Origin of the sequence: Methylophilus sp. 42 (assembly GCF_000384155.1) — a bacterium.
GTDB lineage: Bacteria > Pseudomonadota > Gammaproteobacteria > Burkholderiales > Methylophilaceae > Methylophilus.
Genome location: NZ_KB913031.1, coordinates 322,920 through 342,849 on the forward strand (window position 1 = coordinate 322,920; position 19,930 = coordinate 342,849).

Here is a 19,930-nt window from a genome sequence, read left to right on the forward strand (position 1 = left end):
TTGTAGGAAAACCAAAACACGATTTTTGACTTTTGATAGCGCTAGATCTAGTGAATCAATAAGCGTGCGGATCAAAAATACAACTGGATCAGCGAGTAAAATTATGAGAATTATTATATTCTTCAAATTTTTGACGATCTAATGTTTTTTAGGGTTCTCACCATACATCTTACGATAATATTTTAGAAAAGGCTCATTCAAACTTAATTGAGATAATTATCACTCGCTTGAGAGAAGCATAAAATTGCCACGAGACGGAAATGAAACCATAAGCTGGCCGAGTGACATGAGCATAACTTGGTCTTGGGAAGGGTATATCCCACAAAAATTAATGCTTATGTTGGTGATGCAAATCAGGGAAATGCTGGTGACTGTGACTTAATGCCATATGTTCATGCGGGTGCACATGAGGCTCCGATCCATCCCAATCAAAATCATGTGTATGTTGATGGTGTTCGTCATGAGAGTGAATATGTTGATGACGTAATTCCCTGTGATAATGTAGGTGAGCATGATGTTCGGTTAAATGAAGCCATACACCGATGATCATCAAGACCATTGCTGCCCAGAACAAGCCATCTGGCTGCTCATGTAGTAATAGAAAAGAACAGATTACGCCAGCAAAGGGAGCAGCAGAAAAATATGCTCCTGTCCTGGCCGTACCAATGTGGCGCAAAGAAATGACAAACAATACCAGGCTGACTCCGTAACCCAAGAAGCCGATAATAGCCGCACTTACTCCCGCAGAAAAATCAGGCAATGCTTTACCAAGGCTTAATGCGATTGCCAGATTCACAAAACCAGCTACCAAACCTTTGATACAAGCAATTTGTAGAGCATCATTGGCCGATATTTTTCTCGTGAGATTGTTGTCAATTGCCCAACACGCACAGGCACCTGCGATCGCCACCGCACCCCAAGGAAAAGCAGTATTCAAATGCTTAGGCCATGATAACAATAGGCTGCCACATACAATACTGACCATCCCAATCAAGATACGACGATCAAAATGCTCCTTGAATATGAACCAGGCTAGTAGTGCAGTCAGGACGCTTTCAAGATTGAGTAATAGTGACGCCATCGAAGCAAGTGTGGATAGCAATCCTTGCATAAGTAAGACTGGTCCAAGCACACCTCCACATACTATTGCACCTAATAACCATGGTAAATCCGGTGCCTGGATAGGCAGGCGCTCATGATTATCGCCTAGAAATAATCGAGTGAAGCCATACAGCAGAAAAAGGCCAAGTCCACTACCTGCATACAATAAACCGGCGAGCATTTGTGGTGAAACATCACTAATCAAAAGCTTGGCGACGGGGGTTGCCAAGCCAAAAAGAATGGCAGCTAATATCGCATAAATTGCATCAGGATGTATGGTCATAGATTAGTATTTCGACTCAGCATAATGCCATAGTGACTGTTATTTATCTTGCCCGTTAATAGCCGCCATCACCTCTTTGATTTTATCAGTCATCATCGTGAGACTTGCTTCGTAGCGAATTCCATTATCTACATAAGCGTTTCGCTCTACGTCCATATCAACGGTATTGCCATCTACGGATCCTTGTCTCAATGATCGGAATAATACGTCACCTGATCCGGGGTAACCATTGCCAGCATTACCATTCATATGAGCATTATTGGTTTGCTGCATTTCACTTGCAGGTTGTGTTGCAGGACCAACTCCAGCACTTTGTTGAAGCGCTGACTGCATTGCAGATTGAAAGTCAATGTCACGCGCTTTGTATTGGGGCGTGTCAGCGTTGGCGATATTTGATGCGAGTAATTCTTGGCGCTGGTTGCGTACGCGCAGTGCTGCTTGGTGAAAGTTAAGTTCAGCATCTAATTTCTTAAGTATCAATTTAGACCTCCTAAAATAAAAGCTGTTTATTTGTATTAGGTTCTTGATTGCCGATTGAAGTAAATCAATCTCAAACCATTAAATACCACTAGCAAACTTGCACCCATATCAGCAAAGACAGCCATCCACATAGATGCATTGTCAAATAAGGCAAGATATAAAAATACAAACTTGATGCCCAAGGCTAGAGCAATGTTCTGCCAAAGAATGGCATGCGTTTGTTTTGAGAGGCGAATTGTTTCAGGCAACCTACGTAGATCATCATTCATTACCAAAACATCTGCTGCTTCCATCGCAGTGTGTGTCCCAGCTGCTCCCATCGCAAAACCAATATCAGCTCGTGCTAATGATGGCGCATCATTGATCCCATCGCCGGTCATGGCAGTCACACCGAATTGTTTCTGAAGAAATTCAATTTCCTTTAATTTATCTTCTGGTAATAGATTACCTTTGACTTCATTGATGCCAGCTTGGATACCTACCGTTTTAGCGGTGGCCAGATTATCCCCTGTTAGCATGACAGGTGTGACTCCAAGTCGTATGAGATCTGAAACAGCTTCTTTTGAAGAGGACTTGATCGTATCCGCTACCGAGCAAACTGCCAGCACTTTTTCGAATGTGGCCAGTAAGCTAACCGTGCGACCGGCATTTTCTAGTTTGGCTAATTGCATTTCCAATTCGGAGGAGCAAAGGTTCATCTCCTCAATCCAGCGATGGTTTCCCAAGAAAAAGGTACTGTTTCCAATTTTGGCCTGTACTCCACGTCCAGCAACAGCTTTGAAATTCTTCACATCCTTAGTTTGCCCAGATAAGCCCTCAGCAATTGCTTTTGACACGGGGTGATCTGACCGAGATGCCAAACTATAGGCAATACTTTTTAACTCAGTGGGATTAGACTGCACATCAAATACATCAAAGCTAGATAGCTTGGGTTTTCCTTCAGTAATCGTTCCTGTCTTGTCTAGCGCAACCGCTTTTATCTTACGGGCCTCTTCAAGATAAACTCCACCTTTGATGAGTATGCCTCTTCTCGCTGCTGCTGCAAGGCCACTTACTACGGTAACAGGCGTCGATATCACCAACGCACACGGGCAAGCAATCACCAGTAATACAAGTGCTTTATAAATAGACTTCATCCAGGTCCATTCCAGTAAGAATGGCATCCAGAGAGCCACGATTAGCGCAAGAACAAAAACCGCGGGTGTATAGATCGCCGCAAAGGAATCTACAAATCTCTGTGTCGGCGCCCGGGAACCTTGGGCTTGCTCAACCGCATTGATGATTCTGGATATTGTGCTGTTCGAAGAAAGGGCAGTGATTCGAATCTCTAATTCAGCCGCTTGGTTGATAGTTCCGGCAAACACTTGATCATTTGGAGACTTATCCACTGGTAGGCTTTCGCCGGTAACAGGAGATTGGTCTATAGCACTCTGCCCGGAAATCACAATGCCATCTAGCGGGATACGTTCACCTGGTCGAATACGCACTTTTGCATCAATTGGAATATCTTTGACCAATTCACGCTTCCATGCCCCATCCGATTGCAAAACCTCAGCATCTTCTGGGGTTAATTCCATCAAGCTCTTAATTGCGTTCCGTGCTCTATCTACAGCCTTAGCTTCGATAGCTTCTGCGATTGCATAGAGCGCCATCACCATTGCAGCCTCAGGCCATTGACCAATGAAAAATGCACCGGTGACAGCAATGGTCATTAATGCATTGATGTTTAAACGTCCATCATTAAATGCTTTGAGTCCTTTTATATAAACATCTAACCCTGTCAAAGCGATTGAGAGACCAGCCAAAGCCATTCCAAGATATCGAATTTCTTGGGTACCTGTAAATGCAAACTCCAGGACTTCGGCTGCTACTGCCAAAACCAAGCCGGCAATTGGTTTGCCCCAACTGCTCCAAAATCCTTTTGGAGACGCTGTAATGACTTCAGAGTTTTTCTCATCAAGGATTAATTCAGTTTCAAAACCTGATTTCTTGATTGCCTCCATAGCTAATGGGATGCTATTCGCATCTGCATCTATGATCAGTTCACGTGCGCCCAAATTAAATCTTAAGCTTTTGATTGCATCAATCTTTGCAAGCGCACGTCTAATCTCAGCTTCCTCAGAAGCACAATCCATGGATGGAATACGAAATCTTGCTTGATCTACAGTAGATAAAGAGGTTGTCAATGTACCCTCTGAAAGTGCAGTAGTAATTACTGGTTCTTTATCAATGCAATCACTGCATTGCTTAGCTTCATTTTTATGATTCTTAGATCTATTCACGATATTCTCCTCAATGGAATCATGAAACATTTATGCTAATGATCAGGCTGCTACAAATACAACCTGATCCGATCACTTAATTAACCAAAACTCCAAATCAATTTGGGTTTTTAGCTTCGTTGAGCTCCCTCCTTGTTTCCATCCAGTCGTACGCAACCGGCAGGAAAACCAAGGTAAGTGCCGTAGCCGTGAGAAGGCCTCCAATAACCACGACAGCAAGTGGTCTAAGGATTTCTGAACCGACACCGGTTGCAAGTAAGAACGGGATCAAACCAAAGATCTCTACCATGGCCGTCATCATCACAGGCCTTAATCGGAGAGTGGTACCTTCCAGTACAGCCTCATCTACGGACTTGCCTTCTTCGCGTAAGCCATTGATAAACTCCACTAAGACAATACCGTTCAACATGGCCACCCCGAACACTGCGATAAAGCCAATCGCCGCAGGCACCGAGAGGTACTGGCCGGCAATTGCCAGAGAGAAAATGCCGCCGATTGCTGCGAAAGGCACATTGGCAATAATCAGTCCGGCATAACGTAGTGAATGGAAGGCTGTGTAGAGAAGAACGAATATCAGACCAATGGTAAGCGGTACAATGATTGCCAGCTTAGTCATGGCTCGTTGCTGGTTCTCAAATGCGCCACCCCATTGAATCCAATAACCACTTGGAAGTTTTACTTGCTGCTCAATCGCGGCTTGGGCCTCTTTAACAAAGCCATCAATGTCCCGGCCTTGCACGTCCATTTGAATCACTGCGTAACGTTGCAATTGCTCACGTCTGACAAATGAATAACCCTCTTCAATATCAACGCTAGCAACTTGAGACAACGGAATCAACGCACCCTGAGATGTTGAAATGGGGATATCGTTAATTGCTCGAATATCACTGCGGTACTCCGGTTGTAACCAAACTTGGATGGCAAATCGCTTCACACCGTCAATCAGCGTAGAGACGGGCTTGCCACCAATGCCTGATTGCACAACTTGTAAGACATCATCAGCATTAATGCCATAACGGGCGATCGCTTCACGATCCACATTGATAATGAGTTGCGGTTTTCCTATGTTGGCTTCCAACGCCAGATCTGTAACTCCATTAACTTTGGAGACCACAGCTCTTACCTGATTAGCGATACGATCAATGGTTGCAAGATCTTCACCATAGACTTTTGCAGACAAAGTTGCCCTGACGCCCGAGATCAATTCTTCAACCCGAGACTGGATAGGTTGAGAAGCCGAAATAACAGCCTCAGGGACATCTTTTTCAACTTGCTCCTGGAGCTGCTGCGCGAGGTCGCCATAGGTAATTTCTTGAGGCCATGAGTCTGCTGGTTTTAAATGCACTAGTACTTCCATGTAGTTCACGTCAGCGGTTTCACCCTTTTCTGCACGACCAATCATTGCCAGGCTGCTTTGCACTTGGGGCATTTTTTTGAGGCTCTTCGCCACACGATCAGAGACTGAAATAGATTGCTCAAGTGAGGTAGAAGGGATGCCTGTCACCCTAAAGAGAATGTCCTGTTCCTGCAGGTTGGGCATAAACTCTTTGCCCAGGAATGGAAACATCGCTAAGGCGGCAATGAAGGCAATACCCGTAGAGCCTACGACTAGCTTCTTATGTGCCAAGCACCACTTCAGCAGAGATACATACTTAGGCTTGATTAAGCGAATCAGCCATGGATCTCTCTCTTCCTTTGGCTTCAACGCCAAAGAACACAACACCGGAATAAGTGTCAGCGTCAGGATCATTGAGCCAATCATGGCAAAAGTCATGTTGATGGCCAAGGGCTTAAATAGCTTCCCTTCCAGCCCCGTCAGGGAGAAGATAGGCAGGAAAACCACTGTGATGATCAACACACCAAAAGTGATTGGATTGATCACCTCTCGTGAAGCATCGAGTACGATTTTGGATCTATCTACCTTTTGACCAGCGAAGTGAGCCAAACGACGGAAGCAGTTCTCAACAAGAACCAGTGGGCCATCAATGGTCATACCTAGGCCAATAATCAAACCACCCAATGACATCAGATTAGCTGAGATGCCATATTTCTCCATGAAGATAAAAGCGATCAGACGGCCCATTGGGATTGCTACAACGACGACTAAAGCCGAACGCACTTCGCCAAGCAACATGAACAGCACCGCAATGACTAGCAATGCGCCCTCAATCATGGCGCGGTCTGCCATACGTATAGCCTTGTCAATGATCGCGGTTCGATCATAAACAGTTTCCAGTGTCACACCCTTAGGTAAGGTGGCTTTCACCAGCTCCAACTTCTCTTTGGCAGCATCAACCACTTGCTGGGCATTTTCACCAATCCTGGCAAGTACCATACCCATCACAACTTCCTTGCCATCTTGCGTAACAGCACCAAAACGGGGGCCTGCGCCTTCAACTACTTTGGCAATGTTTTCTACATAGACTGGCGTACCCTGGTTCTCAGAGACGACGATACGTTGAATATCGCGGCTATTTTTAACCAGCCCTAAGCCACGCACCAAGAACTGTTCTTGGCCAATATTGACGTATTGCCCACCAACCTGATGGTTATTTGCCACCAATCTGTCGATGACTTCAGAGAAGGTCAGGCCATATTTGAATAGCTTTTGAGGGTCGATTTGAACCTGAAATTGTTTCTCGTTGCCTCCCCAGGATGTGATGTCATCGACTCCGGGTACGGTACGCATCACCATACGCACATTCCAGTCATGCAATGTGCGAAGATCCATAGTGCTTTGCTTATCGGACTTCAAGGTATACCAAAGTACCTGACCTAAACCTGATGTGTTAGGGCCAAGTGTTGGTTCGCCATAGCCTGCCGGCATTCTGGAGCGAGCATCAGCTAGCTTTTCACCCACCAAAAAGCGAGCCTGTTGTATGTCAGTAGTATCAGAAAAATAAACACTGATATAAGACAAACCAAACAATGAAACTGACCGAATCTCCTCAATACCTTTCAGGCCAGCCAAAGAACTCTCGACTGGAAAAGTAATTAGCTTTTCAACATCTTCAGAAGCAAGTCCAGGAGACTCCGTGTACACGTTTACCTGCACAGGAGTCACGTCTGGGAAAGCATCTAGAGGGACTTCCTGCCATGCTTTGACACCGAAAAAAACCACGACAACAAAGGCAAGAATGACAAGAAGCTTGTATTTGAGGGCAGCATCTAATATCCAATTCAACATGCTGTTCTCCTAGTGCTCATCACTGATTTGTGATTTGAGTTGTCGAGCTTTTAGAGCATATACGCCTGTCTGAACGATGCTTTCATCTTCAGTTAATCCAGTTTTGATTTCGACATACTCGTTATATCGGGCACCTAGTTCTACAGCTCTTGCTTTAAATCCGCCATCTTCGCTCACGTAGACATTAGGGATACCTTGTACCATCACGACAGATGTATTAGGTACAACTAGAACATCCTTCGTACCAGAATGATTCAGAACGACCTTGGCAAACATGTCGATGCGAAGCTTTTGCTCTGTATTAGGCAGTTCGATACGCGCCTTGACCGTACGGGTGGTTTTATCCACCACACTAGATAGGTAGCTCACTTTCCCGGTAAATACCTCATCGGGATAAGCGGTCACAGTCACACTGGCTGTTTTACCGACTTCCAGATATTGCAAATCCCTTTCTGGAACATCGGCATCAATCCACACCGTTGACATGTCCGCGATGGTGAAAATGGTATCTGCTGGATTGGCTAATTCACCAATCACTGCATTTTTCTCTATCACGATGCCGTTGAATGGTGCTTTCAATAGGTAGGTAGATCCACTCTGCTGATCCAGACCGCCATACATTCTTAATCTTTCAGAGTCTGCGTAGAGCGCTGATTTAGCGCGCTCCAGTGCAGACTGAGATTCAATGAATTGCTTTTGTGGCACAACCTTGTCTTCATACAGCTTGGATATACGATCAAAGTTCGCCTGAGCTAGCGTTAGATCGGTCTTAGAGCTTCTGAATTGTGCACGAGCCTCCCCCATCGGAACACTGTCAATCTCAGCTAGGGTTTGGCTTGTTTTTACATGGTCTCCAAGATTGGCGATCACTTTGGACAGCTTCCCTTCAATACGAGGCGTGACATGAGCCAGTTTATTTTGATTGGCCAAAATGTTCGCTGTAAAACTGAGCTGATCCTGTATGGGTTGCTTGGTCACTTTGGCGATAGTGACACCACTTTTCTGTATCTCGGCAGGACTTAATTTAATTAAATCCTCATCAGCTTTTGTCTCCGCTGGGATACTTGAGGTTTCTGTTTTCGGCTCTTGAGGCTGGTTGTTCTCAGAACTGCACCCGCTTAAAATCATGAGAAAAATGATGACTGAAAATGCCAGTGCAATCACGTATAAATTTCTGAAGAACTTTAGCATTTTAGTTTCCTAGTTTTGATCAGTTGCAGCTATAGGGGATAGCCAGCCAGAGATATATTCCAATTCGATCTGCACGAGGCGCAGTTCTTTCTGAGCATCAATGATGTCTCGCTGCGCATCCACAACCTGCCTTTGCACAATCAATAACTGAGGTAAGCCGATTTCTCCGTTTTCAAAGGCTTTCTTGGAAAGTATCAGGTTTTCTTCCAACCTCGGATATACCTCGCTATCTAACCGTCTTACACGGTCTTTGATATTTTCACGACGTAACCATGCGGCCTCTATAGTCGCTTTTGCATTGCGAGTACCAGAGGTGCGGTTGATTTCTGATTGGGTAAGCTCAGCGGCCGCACGACCTACACCCGCAGCATTTCGGCGGAAGATAGGCAATGGCAAAGAAACGCCGATGGATGAGATATTGTCGCTACCTGCCAAACTGGCTTCGGTGGTATTGATCAGACTCACCGTTAAATCTGGATAGCGCATGCTTTTTTGCAGCTCCAAGCGTGAGCGTGCAGAAGCTTCTTTACTGGTTAGTGCCTGAATGCCTGGGCGGGAGTCTAATTTGTTGAAAAGATCCTGCAATGTATATTGCGTCTGATTTGGAGTTAATTGCCCCGTGACCTCTGGAAAGTCGTTGGCATTGAGTTGTAGTGTGGCAGCTAGTTGGGTTCTGGCACGCAGTAGTTGTTCATTTAAAGAGATCAGCTGATTTCTTGCGCGTTCAGCATCAACGATGGCTAGATTACCATCAAGCAAACTATCTTCGCCGGCACTTACCCGCTTGCGAGACAGGGAGGTGTTTTGCTCTATGAGCTTGAGAATGCGCTTTTCAACTTCGATACGCTTTTGTACTGCGAGCACAGTAATAAACTGCTCTTCCAACTGTGCATGCAGGACACGGTACTCTTCAGCAATGTCCTGGCTAATTGCCGTTTTGCTTTCCTCAGCTGCTTGCCTACGGAAGCCTTGCTGTCCGGCAATCTCAAAGGTTTGAGAAACGCCTATGCCATATTCACCTCGATATGGGTCTGATGCGCCAGTTTGAGCAATACGACGTGTTCTCGCCTCAAGGTTGACTGTTGGGTTGTAATAAAGTGGACCTGATGCATCCTGGAATTCGCCAGCCGGAATACTCTGGTTGGCGATCAAGCGTTTCAGATCAGGGTTATTCTGGGCAGCAATATTCCAAGCTGCATCCAATGTTAATGGTTCAGCTTGTATAGCTGGAGCTATGAAGAAAGCTATTGAAAGTAATAGCCATCTTCTAATAGATGATTCAAACACGGCAAGACCTCTCTCGTTAGATCAATGATCAAGATGCTGAACGAGTCAGCATCTTAGACAAATTGACTAAATGAGTGCAGGAGGTCTGTAGAGACTTTTTAGGACAGGGTTGGTGAACTGATCTTTAGGCTCAGTTTTGAAAATCGTCGAGCCCAATTGGGAAAGTGTACTAACTACTTCATTGGTCTCAATAGCCGTGATATGTGCAGAGATATGGCAAGCATGATCACAAAACTGCTCCGGCATCGGGACAGTTTGATTATCTGAGACCGAAGTGATTTGTGACTTATTAATCAAATGGACATCTTGCATAACCGCTTGAGACGCTACAGCATCATCAAATAAAACTTCAGGCGAAAAGGCCCACGCCGATGAACTCATCACTGAGATCAGCGCAAGAAATACCATGAATTTTTTAAAAATTTGATACATGCCTTTTTAAATCTAACAATAACTTATTGATGAGTCAATGAGTTTAGTGTAACTAAATGTACAAAAGTCTGAATCCCCGAAGCATACTTTTGAATCTGCCTCTTAATTTCTGTGGACTATCAATAAAACCAATCATTCATGGGTGCATTTTTTGCAGGAAATTTAAGATATCACTCTGCAAAAAATGCATGGCTATCAGGATGAGTTTTAATTAAATATATAAAATTCAATCGGTTACGAACTGGCATCCGAATTGCTTATCAAGAATGATAATCATTAGAAGATATGACGATGCTTTCAAGTACTTTCAAAACAGGGATTGCAAAATACTTTTCTGTACCGGAAACACAAACCAAGTGGATATTGGCAATTTCGTTATTCATTATGGTGACGGGCAACCTTTCCCTTTGCCAAAACTTGCTGAAAACATATCCAGTAAGTTTCCATAACCTACCTTTCCTGGCCTCTCTAATAACTTTCTTTTTTGCGACGATCGCTATCGTCTTTCAGATTCTTTGCATTGGCAGAACAACAGCAAAATGGATATTAGCCATATTGCTGATTGTTGCCTCTATCAACGCGTATTTTATGGATAGTTTTGGTGTGGTCATCGATCACACTATGATGGATAACGTAGCGCAAACTGACTTTAAGGAAATGCAAGGATTAATAAGCATTGAACTCTTGCTTAGGCTAGTTCTATTAGGCTGCATACCAGCCTACTTGGTCATCAAATTCTTTCCCAAAGGGTTGGCCTTCAAACAAGAAGTCAAAGGTCGACTCAAAGCGATTTCTGTTCTTGTGTTAACTGCCATCGTAGTCGTGGCACCATTCACTGCAGGTTATGCTTCGTTCATTAGAGAGCATAAGATTGTAAGGTTTTACGCAAACCCCACTTACTCCATTTACTCCGCTTACAATTACCTGAATCAAGAGGCAAAAGTTTACGAAGCACGTAATACAGTGCTCAAAACGATTGCTGGGGATGCAGTAAAAACCTCAACTACGGGCAATAAACGTAAGTTGATGATTATGGTGGTTGGTGAAACAGCTCGCTTTGACAGATTCTCACTCAACGGTTATCAGCGAATTACCAATCCCAACCTTGCAAACGCCAATGTGATTAGTTTCGATAACGTGTCCTCTTGCGGTACGTCCACAAGTGTTTCTGTGCCATGTATGTTTTCTTCTCTGGGTAAGAAAAATTACGATAAACAGGCAGCATTAAAGCAGGAGAATGCCATTGATGTGCTTGCCAGGAATGGCGTCGATGTATTGTGGAGGGATAATAACTCCGACTCCAAAGGCGTTGCCTTAAGAGTTAAATATCAAAACTTCCAGTCCACAACATTGAACCCAGTCTGCGATCCAGAGTGCAGGGACATCGGCATGCTGGATGGCCTTGATAAACATATTCAATCTAAGAATGATAAAGACATTTTGATCGTGCTGCATCAAATGGGAAACCATGGCCCTGAGTACTTCAGAAGATACCCCGCTGCCTTTGAGAAATTTAGCCCGGTTTGTAAATCCAAAGAGCTAAAAGATTGCACCAAACAGGAAATAGACAATTCTTACGACAATGCAATTCTCTATACAGATTACTTTTTGTCAGAGGTCATCAAGTTTTTAAAACCCTATGAAGAAAATTATGATGTTGGGATGATGTATATCGCGGACCATGGTGAGTCGCTCGGAGAATACGGGATGTATCTGCATGCAGCACCGGTGATGATTGCACCCAAAGAGCAAACTAAAATTCCACTGATAGTTTGGACTGGCAACTCATCTGCCTTTCCAGAAAACCACTTAAGGCAACATAAAAGTGCCGTGCTTAGCCATGATGATGTCTTCTGCTCATTGTTAGTAGCGTATGATTTCCGCTCCAGTATGTGCACGCCATACATGGAGGCTGCCAGACATCTACATAACTCATTAGACCATGATGCAGTTGCGACTGATAATAAGGGAGTCTCAAGCTAAGTGATTTTTGATTATGTAGCTTCAGTGATGTGGCAAGTATTTAGGTCATCTTCAAAAGCATCCAAATATTTTTGTATCTGTACCAATATTTCAGTTGGTGATGCTCCAGAATTAAGCTCTCCTGAGAGTTGTTTTAAAGTGTTCTGAAATGACTTAACAATTCTTTTGGTATTGACTACATTCAATGTATTTTTGAAGTTTGTAACTTCTTCAAATGCGAGATTTATGTAAACATCGAGTGAAGCAAGATTTGAATGGCCGGTAAATTGTTGAACAATTTGTTTAATAGATTCAACTTCAAGTAGAGCGCGTCTAAAGCTATTAGGGTTATCAAACTCATGTTGTTCAATTAACGCCACAAATAATTTGGTAATAAATCTATGGCGAAACATATGAGGGCAACATTTTTCTACTATACCAGCTGCTTTTGAAAGTATTGAGATTTCCTGAGTTATGGTGTTTGAACGGAGTTGCTTTCCCGTTCTTTCACTGATTAACACATATCCATCATCTTCTTTGAATCCACAAGTTGCACGTATAACACTGCGCCTATTTTTTTCTATGAACTCAAGTAAAAATTTCGCATCATGACTAGCAATTGGAATCATTCTATGCGCTACAGTGCCGCTTCCTTTTTTTATAGTAATTAGATTCAGTAGTGGTTTAGGCATGCTTGCAGCGATACGAACACTTTCACAAGTTAAGTCAGCAACCTCTGAACGGCGACCGCCAGTGATTTCTAAAAGCTTCAACATGAGGTAGCGTCTCTTCCGTAAGAATATGGATGAGCTTGTTGGAAGTATCACCTTTCTAATTTTATCAATAGCTTCTGTTCCAATAGGTAGCCGCTTTTTTTGAGGGTCTGGAGTAGGAAATGCGCGATGAGTCCAATATTTCCTTGTTGGCTTTCCTTTTCCGGTGAAATGATTAGAGCTGACTTGTTTAATATAAAACTCTTTTTCCTCGGCTTTAATTTGACCATTGCGACCGATGAAGTTCTCAAGTTGATAAAGCCTTCCTACACATGCTAAAAACTCGAGACAATTACGGCCGATAGCGATTACCGAATTTGAGTCTCGTGCAAATAATTCTGGCTGACGCTTTCTTTTTTCAGCTTGTAGCATTTTGATAAATTGGCAGAAGTGATTATCTGTCAGGTTTATCAATGAAATTCTGTTGTAAAAAGCATATCTTAAAAGATGACTTATATTGGTAGCGTAAGTGAGCAGGGTCCCGCCGCGATTTCTTCTAGAGAGCCCTTTATTGTAAAGTTCTAATATATAAACGTTAGCCTCAAGACACCACGTCCCGTTAGGCCAAGATATCATTGGAATATTTGTTGCATCTTGGGGGATAACTCGATGTTGCTGATCAACATATAAGGGAAGCTGAAATTTATTGTCTGTGCTGTTATAAAGCTTAGATTTAATCATTTTTCATCTTCATCACATTTTTAAGTGCGGAATGTTTCTGAGCGTTAACATGTCTAAAAGCTCTCTTTGCTCTTTTTTGCACAGGGCTTGAGTAGGTGAGTCAGATCGGCTGGCATAAACAGCCCCTTGCCGTAATGATTTTTCAAATGCTAAAGTTAAAAGTAAGAGATCATGTCTAATGGATTGCATTTCTTTTTCTAATTGTTGATTGACAAGTAGAAGTCCGGCTTTGGTTTCCTTATTAGGTTTTTTATTTGTATGTAAGCTTGATTCGAGAGCTAACAGTGCATTGATTCTTGACTTGTTTAGTCCCTCGTAGCCGCCATTTATAATTGAGTCTGCAATTCTTTTTTGAGTATTAATTGATAGGCTAAAGATTCCTTTAGATGTATTTGAGAATTTTGCTAAGGCTCCTTGAGATTTTAAGGCTGTGTTTAGTTGCTGATCATGAATATACGTTTCTGGATGATTGATAACCTCCCGTAACAGGCTTGATAGTGCCAACAAGGATTGATTACTTTTTTCAATACGTTTATCCATTGAATTTCTCCAGGGGGCTTTCTTTAACTTTTATTGCAATGCGGAAAGATTGTCCATCTGGTGTCATGAAGAATATTGGTTCAATTTCAATACGACCTGCTAGTAAAAGTTCTTCTATGTATTCTTGCAATTCATCACTATCGAGAACAGAAAACTCTCTGGTGCCAAAATGTTTTTCTATAATGTCTGCTAATGCTTTACTTTCCATTGGATCTGTCCTGATGATTTCACTGCCGAATTGGGCTTTTGATGCACGAAGAACATATCCAGGTGTAGATTCAGTTATGTAATGATAAAGATGCTCAATGTCTGTATGGCCCAGAAACCAGCGTAGTGTCTCCATCCCACCAAAAGAATTTCCCCAGAAAAATAACATTGCAAAGAAGCGACGTAATTGATGCTGTCGCATGTAATAACGTTCACCTTTATCGTTCAATCCAGTTTCAAAGTAATCACAAAACAAATCTAAATTTGAGTTGTATTTCTTAGTGTCAGCTGGTCCCGGAGCGCCTGTATGCATATTTGGATATGAAAAAAGCTCTACCTGGCGATTGCTGGCTCCTATATCCTTAAGGCGCTTGTGGAAGTATTCTAGTAAATCAATCATCTTCACTGCTACAGGAGGGATTGGTCTAGCTTCCTTTTCTCTAATTTCACCTATACCAGACTTTCCATTATCAAAAATTAGATTTCTTTTTTCTAAATCAACTGACCTTCCAGCAATTAATCCAAGTAATTCAGCTTGTCGACGAGCAACTAAAGTCCCTATACTGAATTGAATTGCCCCAAATAGAACTCTGAGAACTTCAAATAGTCCTTCATTATTTCGTAATCGTTGAAAATACTCAGCCGAAGTCAGTCGCGCGCTATGCCCATGCCTTGATTCAAATGGACTAATTAGCGTTCTGAGGTTCCAAGTGCTGACACCCATTGCCTGAATTTTGGGATCTAATAGGGGGCGTATATCATTGTTAATTGAGTATGTGAAGCAACTTACACCCTCTTTTCTTGCAGCTTCAATTACAGCAATTGCACTGTCAAATATTTGCTTACCATTGGACAGGGTAAATTCAATGGCTTGTCTTAAAGACTTAAGAACAATTTCATTTGGCACAGTTTTGAAACGACCTGCTTCTTTCAAGCTGAATTTATCATGACTGAAGGCTGGGTCGGTTGCATTGAGTGCAAGAATTGGAGCTGGTAAGCCAATTTCTTTGAGTTGACCAAGTGATCTAATAGCTGAGCGATATGCTGACCACTCCTTGACGCTCATGGTCTCTTCCAAAGTTGTAGTGACTGATGCTCTGGGGTATTCCTTCACATAACTATTAATTTGATCGAAAAGTAATTCAGGTGCTTGAGGCTTAGATGTAAATGCACGAATTGAGTTTGGATAGATTATTTCAAATAATTTTTCATAATCAGGTGAGAATCGATAACTCTCAAGGCGCTTTTTGGTTCGATAATCAGACTTGTAATAACCTTTACTCCATAGTATTGCTCTTGCATAAATAATCTCTTGCTTATCGAGTTGAAGCATACAGTCTTGCTCATCAGGTATATCAAGTGCTAGCTCAGAATTGTTTTCAATGAGTGCATTCAATTCAATAATGTTCGCTTCTGAAATTTCTCGTTTCAAAAACTCGGTGAGTTTGATTGGTAACTGATAAATGCTCGTTGATGTTTCATTTGAAGATGCTAGTTGCGCGAGTAAATTGAAGATATCATTTTCAGTTACATTCATTAGCCCGTATTGGGACAATTTGAATTGACCAGCATTTAATAAAAAATAATCGATTAACGAAAATACCCTTCTACATGAGTTATAAGCAGAGCTAATTGATATTAATTTCCCACCGGTTATGTCCGAATGACTCTGAATGCAAATCCAACATTTAAATAAATCTAGTAGCAGTCTATTCGTCTCATCTGTCAACAAACTACCGTTTTCAAGTTTTAATCTAAAATCAAGCGTACAGAATTCTGACTTACCAAAATCAAGAATCCAAACTTCAGCATCAAATGAGACAGTAAGAAATGGACAATGACGATACTCCTGAAAGCGGTCGCCATTGATAGACTCCAGAAAACTAAGCTCTTCTGGCCACAATTTATTACTTTGCATAGATTATCTTTTCCATCCAGCCTGGATTAGAGTTTTGCTTTGCATAATCAAGATATAGCTTCAAGTCTGGTCTTTGCGTGATTAAAGTTTCGATATGATTAATTAGGTAATAAGCTATTTCCGACCAATATTTAGCTTTTGCATTGACAGTACTTTTGGCTTGGTCAACTGCTTGCATTAAGCTAAATAACACTGTCAAAATTTCTGAATTGACTCCAAATACTATTTCTTTAAAGATGCTCTGCTCAGTAAAGTTGTTGCTGTTCTGGATAGCTGGGTTTGTAGGTTGTTTCAAAGCATGTGTTTTCAAGAATTCATCGACTTCATCAATTGTTTCGAAACCACTTGCTTCAAGCATAAGGTCACTATCTTTCATTGCATGAATTACTATTGCTGCCTGAAATATACGAATCCATCGTTCTTGGAAAAAATCTAGAATTGGCCTTGGAAGATACCGGCTGATGAGCCTTATGTCTAACTGGGTGTGTCCCAGAGCTTTAGACATTTCACTGAGACTTCTAGTCTCAAGATATACCAGAACACCACAACTGGCTCTTAAAGCCGGGAGGCTGAACCTAAGAGCATATTTAAGGCGCTTCTCATAGTCTAGAGAGGATGTATTTGCTAAAGATTCCGCAAATGATTCAAATCTCAGTGAAGTATCGCTTGCTAACCTTTTAATTCTTGCTGGGTAACTAAAGCCACGTTTACATGTTAATAATAGGTATCGCCAATTATCATCATTATTCTTTTTTAGGTGGTTCCGTAAGCTGGTAGTTAAGTCAATCATTTGCTGAACAATAAATGTTGTTTTTAGATTTAAATGAATGATTTGTTCAGCAAGTAAAGGCCCTTTGCGACTTTTGTAGCTAATCAAGTTATAGCCGTTATCAGACTTCACAAATCCAACCAATTTTCCATTTTTGTCAAAGAGTTGCAGCTTCTCTAAGAAGGACGGTGTTATTTGTGGGTGATTAGCAATCAAGATAATGCAAAAAGGTAAAAGTGCCCCTGTGATAGGTAAGCCTAATTCGTATGCAGTTTGAGGTAACGGGTTCGGAAGAAAAAGATGCGCGTTATTTTTTTTATCTACAATATGTCCATGATGGAAATATGTAGATGCTGCATTTTTTAAATGATCAGGATTAAAACGATCAATTAACCATGAGTTTTTATTTGTTTTATCACTCTGACCAATCTTAACTACTTTTCCTAAGGTGCTATTTTCTAATCTTAATGTGTATCTTACCCATATTTCATTTATAGCCCATTCGGCCCATGTTATGGCAATATCTAAATCAGCTTTTATATTATGAAAGAGAAGGTGCATAGCTTCTTCATCAGTTGCATGCAAAGGAATGTCAGTTAATAGCTTTTGACTGACAAGATACCCTTCATCAGCAATTTTTATATTTTTGCTCGATTTTGGACCTTTTTTAAAAGGGATTGAAGGGATCGCTCCATAAGGTTCCGCAAATAAATCTGAGCGCAATAAATATGTATTTAGGAACGGAAGAATTGAACCGTTCCAGCGAGTAATCAATGTGTTGACCTTGACTCCGCTTGCATACCCCTCCTCAAAATAAAATGTTAGAAATCTTCTTAGAAAAGGACCCATAAAATGGGGGTCTTGGAAGTTCCTCTCATTTAGAGGTTCCTTAGTCTGACGTATAAAATTAACAAAAGACTTGAGGCCATGAATTCTATCGGCTCCACTGGCGCTGTAATATAGCGTGCAAATGTCGTACAGTTTCTGTGTGAAATCTCGCCCAAATTTTTCGTAAATGCCGTACAAGGGTGCCCAGTACTCTGCACTTTCTTTATTTGAACATTTCCAAGCATTCCATAGCCAAACTTTTTCTTCATTTAATTCAAGCTTTTCAAATTTTTCAACACAACTGATTGCATCTAAGGAAGGTTTGGTCAGGTGAAATTTCAAACTAGGAAAGGGGTATGAATCGAATAGTTTTTGGGATTGCTCACAAAGCCTGGATAGAATACATAGATATGTATAAGTTGTTTGATTAGTTATTTCGAATATTTTTTTCGAGTATAAAGCCCCAGCATATAGGCAGATTATTTCCCCAAAGGCCGGGCTTTGCAGAATCGAATCATTTAATTTTCGATTAGTTATTTGCAAAAAGCATTCAAGCGTACGTAAAACTGGCTTAGCTTTTGCCTTGTAAGCAACGCCCAATTCCACATTGTGGTGGGCCTCCTCTAATTTATGCAGGACATGTAGATTGATTGCCAAAAAGGGAAAATCTATGTTTGCTCTTGCGATATTGATCATTGTCAATTACTTTCACGTTGGAGGTGTCCATATATACTATTGATGTATATAAATAAAAGTCATATTGACAATATTATAAGAAAAGCTAAACGTTAAGCTCATCCAAAAACAGCACGCCATGATGCGCGAGGCTGATTTCACCGGGGCGTGGCACGCTGCCTCCGCCGACCAATGCCACTGCCGAGGCGGTATGGTGTGGTGCACGAAAGGGGCGTTTTTTCCAGTTCGTTGCTGGAAACTGACCGGTCAGTGACAAAATAGCTGCGCTTTCAAGCGCCTCCTGCGTGGTCATTTCTGGCAGGATGCCGACAAACCGTTGCGCCAGCATGCTCTTACCCGTGCCTGGTGGGCCGCTCATTAGCAGGCTGTGCTGGCCGGCCGCAGCAATCTCCAATGCGCGTTTGGCGCGTAGCTGACCTTTGACTTCCTGATAATCTGGCAGCAAGGTGTTTGTCGTCGGCGTGACCAAGGGGTGTTGTGGCAACGATTGTTTGTCAGACAAATGCGCGCATACATCAAGCAGGCTGTCTGCCGCAAAAATGGTGCAGCCTTCGACCAGGCTCGCCTCATATGCACTTTCTTGGGGCAAGATAGCCGCTCTGGTGCCCGCTTTGTCTTGTAGCAGTTGATATGTCATCGCCAGCGCGCCACGAATTGGCCGTAATGCGCCTGTGAGCGCCAGTTCACCGGCAATCACATAATTTGCCAGCTGTTGTTTGGGCAGTTGGCCTGAGGCGGCCAGAATGCCGAGCGCAATCGGCAGATCGTAGCGTCCGCCTTCTTTTGGCAGGTCGGCCGGCGCAAGGTTGACGGTAATGCGACGGGCTGGGAACTCAAATTGTGCCGTCTGTATCGCCGCCCGTACTCTGTCCTTGCTCTCTTTTACTTCGGTTTCAGGGAGGCCGACGATGGTGAAACTTGGCAAGCCATTGGCCAAATGCACTTCTACCACCACCTCTGGCGCGTCCATGCCGCTCAGTGCACGACTGTATAACACCGCCAGACTCATTTCGCACTCCTGAATATTGGAATGCCAACAATTGTAAATTAATTTTTACTTCTTGGCTGGTTGAGCCTGTTCCAGCTGGCTGATTTTTTCTTCCAGTGTTTTCAATTGTTGCTGGGTACGTGCCAATAATGCTGACTGAATATCGAATTCTTCGCGTGAAACAAGTTCCATTTTGGTGAGCGCGCCCTGAAATAGTGCATGCAAATTGGTTTCTAGCTCTGAAATGGGGCTTGAATCAACTAGTTGTTTGATTTTAAAAGATAATTCTTTAATTTTTTCATTGGTAAATAGCATAGTAAGCACT

General features: G+C 42.5%; 13 protein-coding genes and 1 pseudogene. 1 reads left to right on the top strand and 13 read right to left on the bottom strand.

Annotated features, from left to right (window positions below; genetic code table 11):
* Nucleotides 1–328: 328 nt before the first annotated feature.
* From MET42_RS0101505 to MET42_RS0101535, 7 genes are all read right to left on the bottom strand, one after another.
* Nucleotides 329–1,384 (bottom strand): DMT family transporter, encoded by a 1,056-nt coding sequence (locus MET42_RS0101505; RefSeq protein WP_019880940.1) that lies wholly within the window; start codon nt 1,382–1,384, stop codon nt 329–331.
* A 39-nt stretch (nt 1,385–1,423) separates the two neighbouring features.
* A complete protein-coding gene (gene flgB, locus MET42_RS0101510) occupies nt 1,424–1,864 on the bottom strand; it encodes a flagellar basal body rod protein FlgB (protein ID WP_019880941.1) in 441 nt (146 codons plus the stop codon).
* 35 nt (nt 1,865–1,899) lie between these two features.
* The gene (locus tag MET42_RS0101515; RefSeq protein WP_232411215.1) at nt 1,900–4,146 is read right to left on the bottom strand and encodes a cation-translocating P-type ATPase; all 2,247 of its coding nucleotides are present in this window, start codon (nt 4,144–4,146) and stop codon (nt 1,900–1,902) included.
* A gap of 97 nt (nt 4,147–4,243) precedes the next feature.
* Nucleotides 4,244–7,333 (bottom strand): efflux RND transporter permease subunit, encoded by a 3,090-nt coding sequence (locus MET42_RS0101520; RefSeq protein ID WP_019880944.1) that lies wholly within the window; start codon nt 7,331–7,333, stop codon nt 4,244–4,246.
* 9 nt (nt 7,334–7,342) lie between these two features.
* Nucleotides 7,343–8,524 (bottom strand): efflux RND transporter periplasmic adaptor subunit, encoded by a 1,182-nt coding sequence (locus tag MET42_RS0101525; RefSeq protein ID WP_019880945.1) that lies wholly within the window; start codon nt 8,522–8,524, stop codon nt 7,343–7,345.
* Nucleotides 8,525–8,533: 9 nt separating this feature from the next.
* Entirely contained in the window at nt 8,534–9,811 is a 1,278-nt protein-coding gene (locus tag MET42_RS0101530) for a TolC family protein (RefSeq protein ID WP_231587212.1), read from the bottom strand.
* Between the two features lie 66 nt (nt 9,812–9,877).
* A complete protein-coding gene (locus MET42_RS0101535; protein ID WP_019880947.1) occupies nt 9,878–10,243 on the bottom strand; it encodes a hypothetical protein in 366 nt (121 codons plus the stop codon).
* 285 nt (nt 10,244–10,528) lie between these two features.
* On the opposite strand from MET42_RS0101535, the gene MET42_RS0101540 reads away from it, so the two are divergent.
* Nucleotides 10,529–12,226 (top strand): phosphoethanolamine transferase, encoded by a 1,698-nt coding sequence (locus MET42_RS0101540; RefSeq protein WP_019880948.1) that lies wholly within the window; start codon nt 10,529–10,531, stop codon nt 12,224–12,226.
* A gap of 11 nt (nt 12,227–12,237) precedes the next feature.
* On the opposite strand, the gene MET42_RS0101545 is transcribed toward MET42_RS0101540, so the two are convergent.
* The 6 genes and pseudogenes from MET42_RS0101545 to MET42_RS0101570 all read right to left on the bottom strand — a co-directional run bounded on the left by MET42_RS0101545 (nt 12,238) and on the right by MET42_RS0101570 (nt 19,920).
* The gene (locus MET42_RS0101545; protein ID WP_019880950.1) at nt 12,238–13,659 is read right to left on the bottom strand and encodes a site-specific integrase; all 1,422 of its coding nucleotides are present in this window, start codon (nt 13,657–13,659) and stop codon (nt 12,238–12,240) included.
* Between the two features lie 12 nt (nt 13,660–13,671).
* Complete coding sequence (locus MET42_RS0101550; protein ID WP_019880951.1) at nt 13,672–14,199, bottom strand: hypothetical protein; 528 nt, start codon at nt 14,197–14,199, stop codon at nt 13,672–13,674.
* Nucleotides 14,192–16,324 (bottom strand): hypothetical protein, encoded by a 2,133-nt coding sequence (locus tag MET42_RS0101555; RefSeq protein WP_019880952.1) that lies wholly within the window; start codon nt 16,322–16,324, stop codon nt 14,192–14,194. The genes MET42_RS0101550 and MET42_RS0101555 overlap by 8 nt, the downstream gene beginning before the upstream one ends.
* Nucleotides 16,314–18,617, bottom strand: a complete 2,304-nt coding sequence (locus tag MET42_RS0101560) for a hypothetical protein (protein ID WP_019880953.1) — start codon at nt 18,615–18,617, stop codon at nt 16,314–16,316. Before MET42_RS0101560 ends, MET42_RS0101555 begins: the two co-directional genes overlap by 11 nt.
* A gap of 94 nt (nt 18,618–18,711) precedes the next feature.
* Nucleotides 18,712–19,626 (bottom strand): annotated as a pseudogene (locus MET42_RS14300) (YifB family Mg chelatase-like AAA ATPase); the annotation flags it as partial.
* 45 nt (nt 19,627–19,671) lie between these two features.
* Nucleotides 19,672–19,920, bottom strand: coding sequence for an accessory factor UbiK family protein (locus MET42_RS0101570; protein ID WP_019880955.1), 249 nt, complete (start codon nt 19,918–19,920; stop codon nt 19,672–19,674).
* Nucleotides 19,921–19,930: the final 10 nt, after the last annotated feature.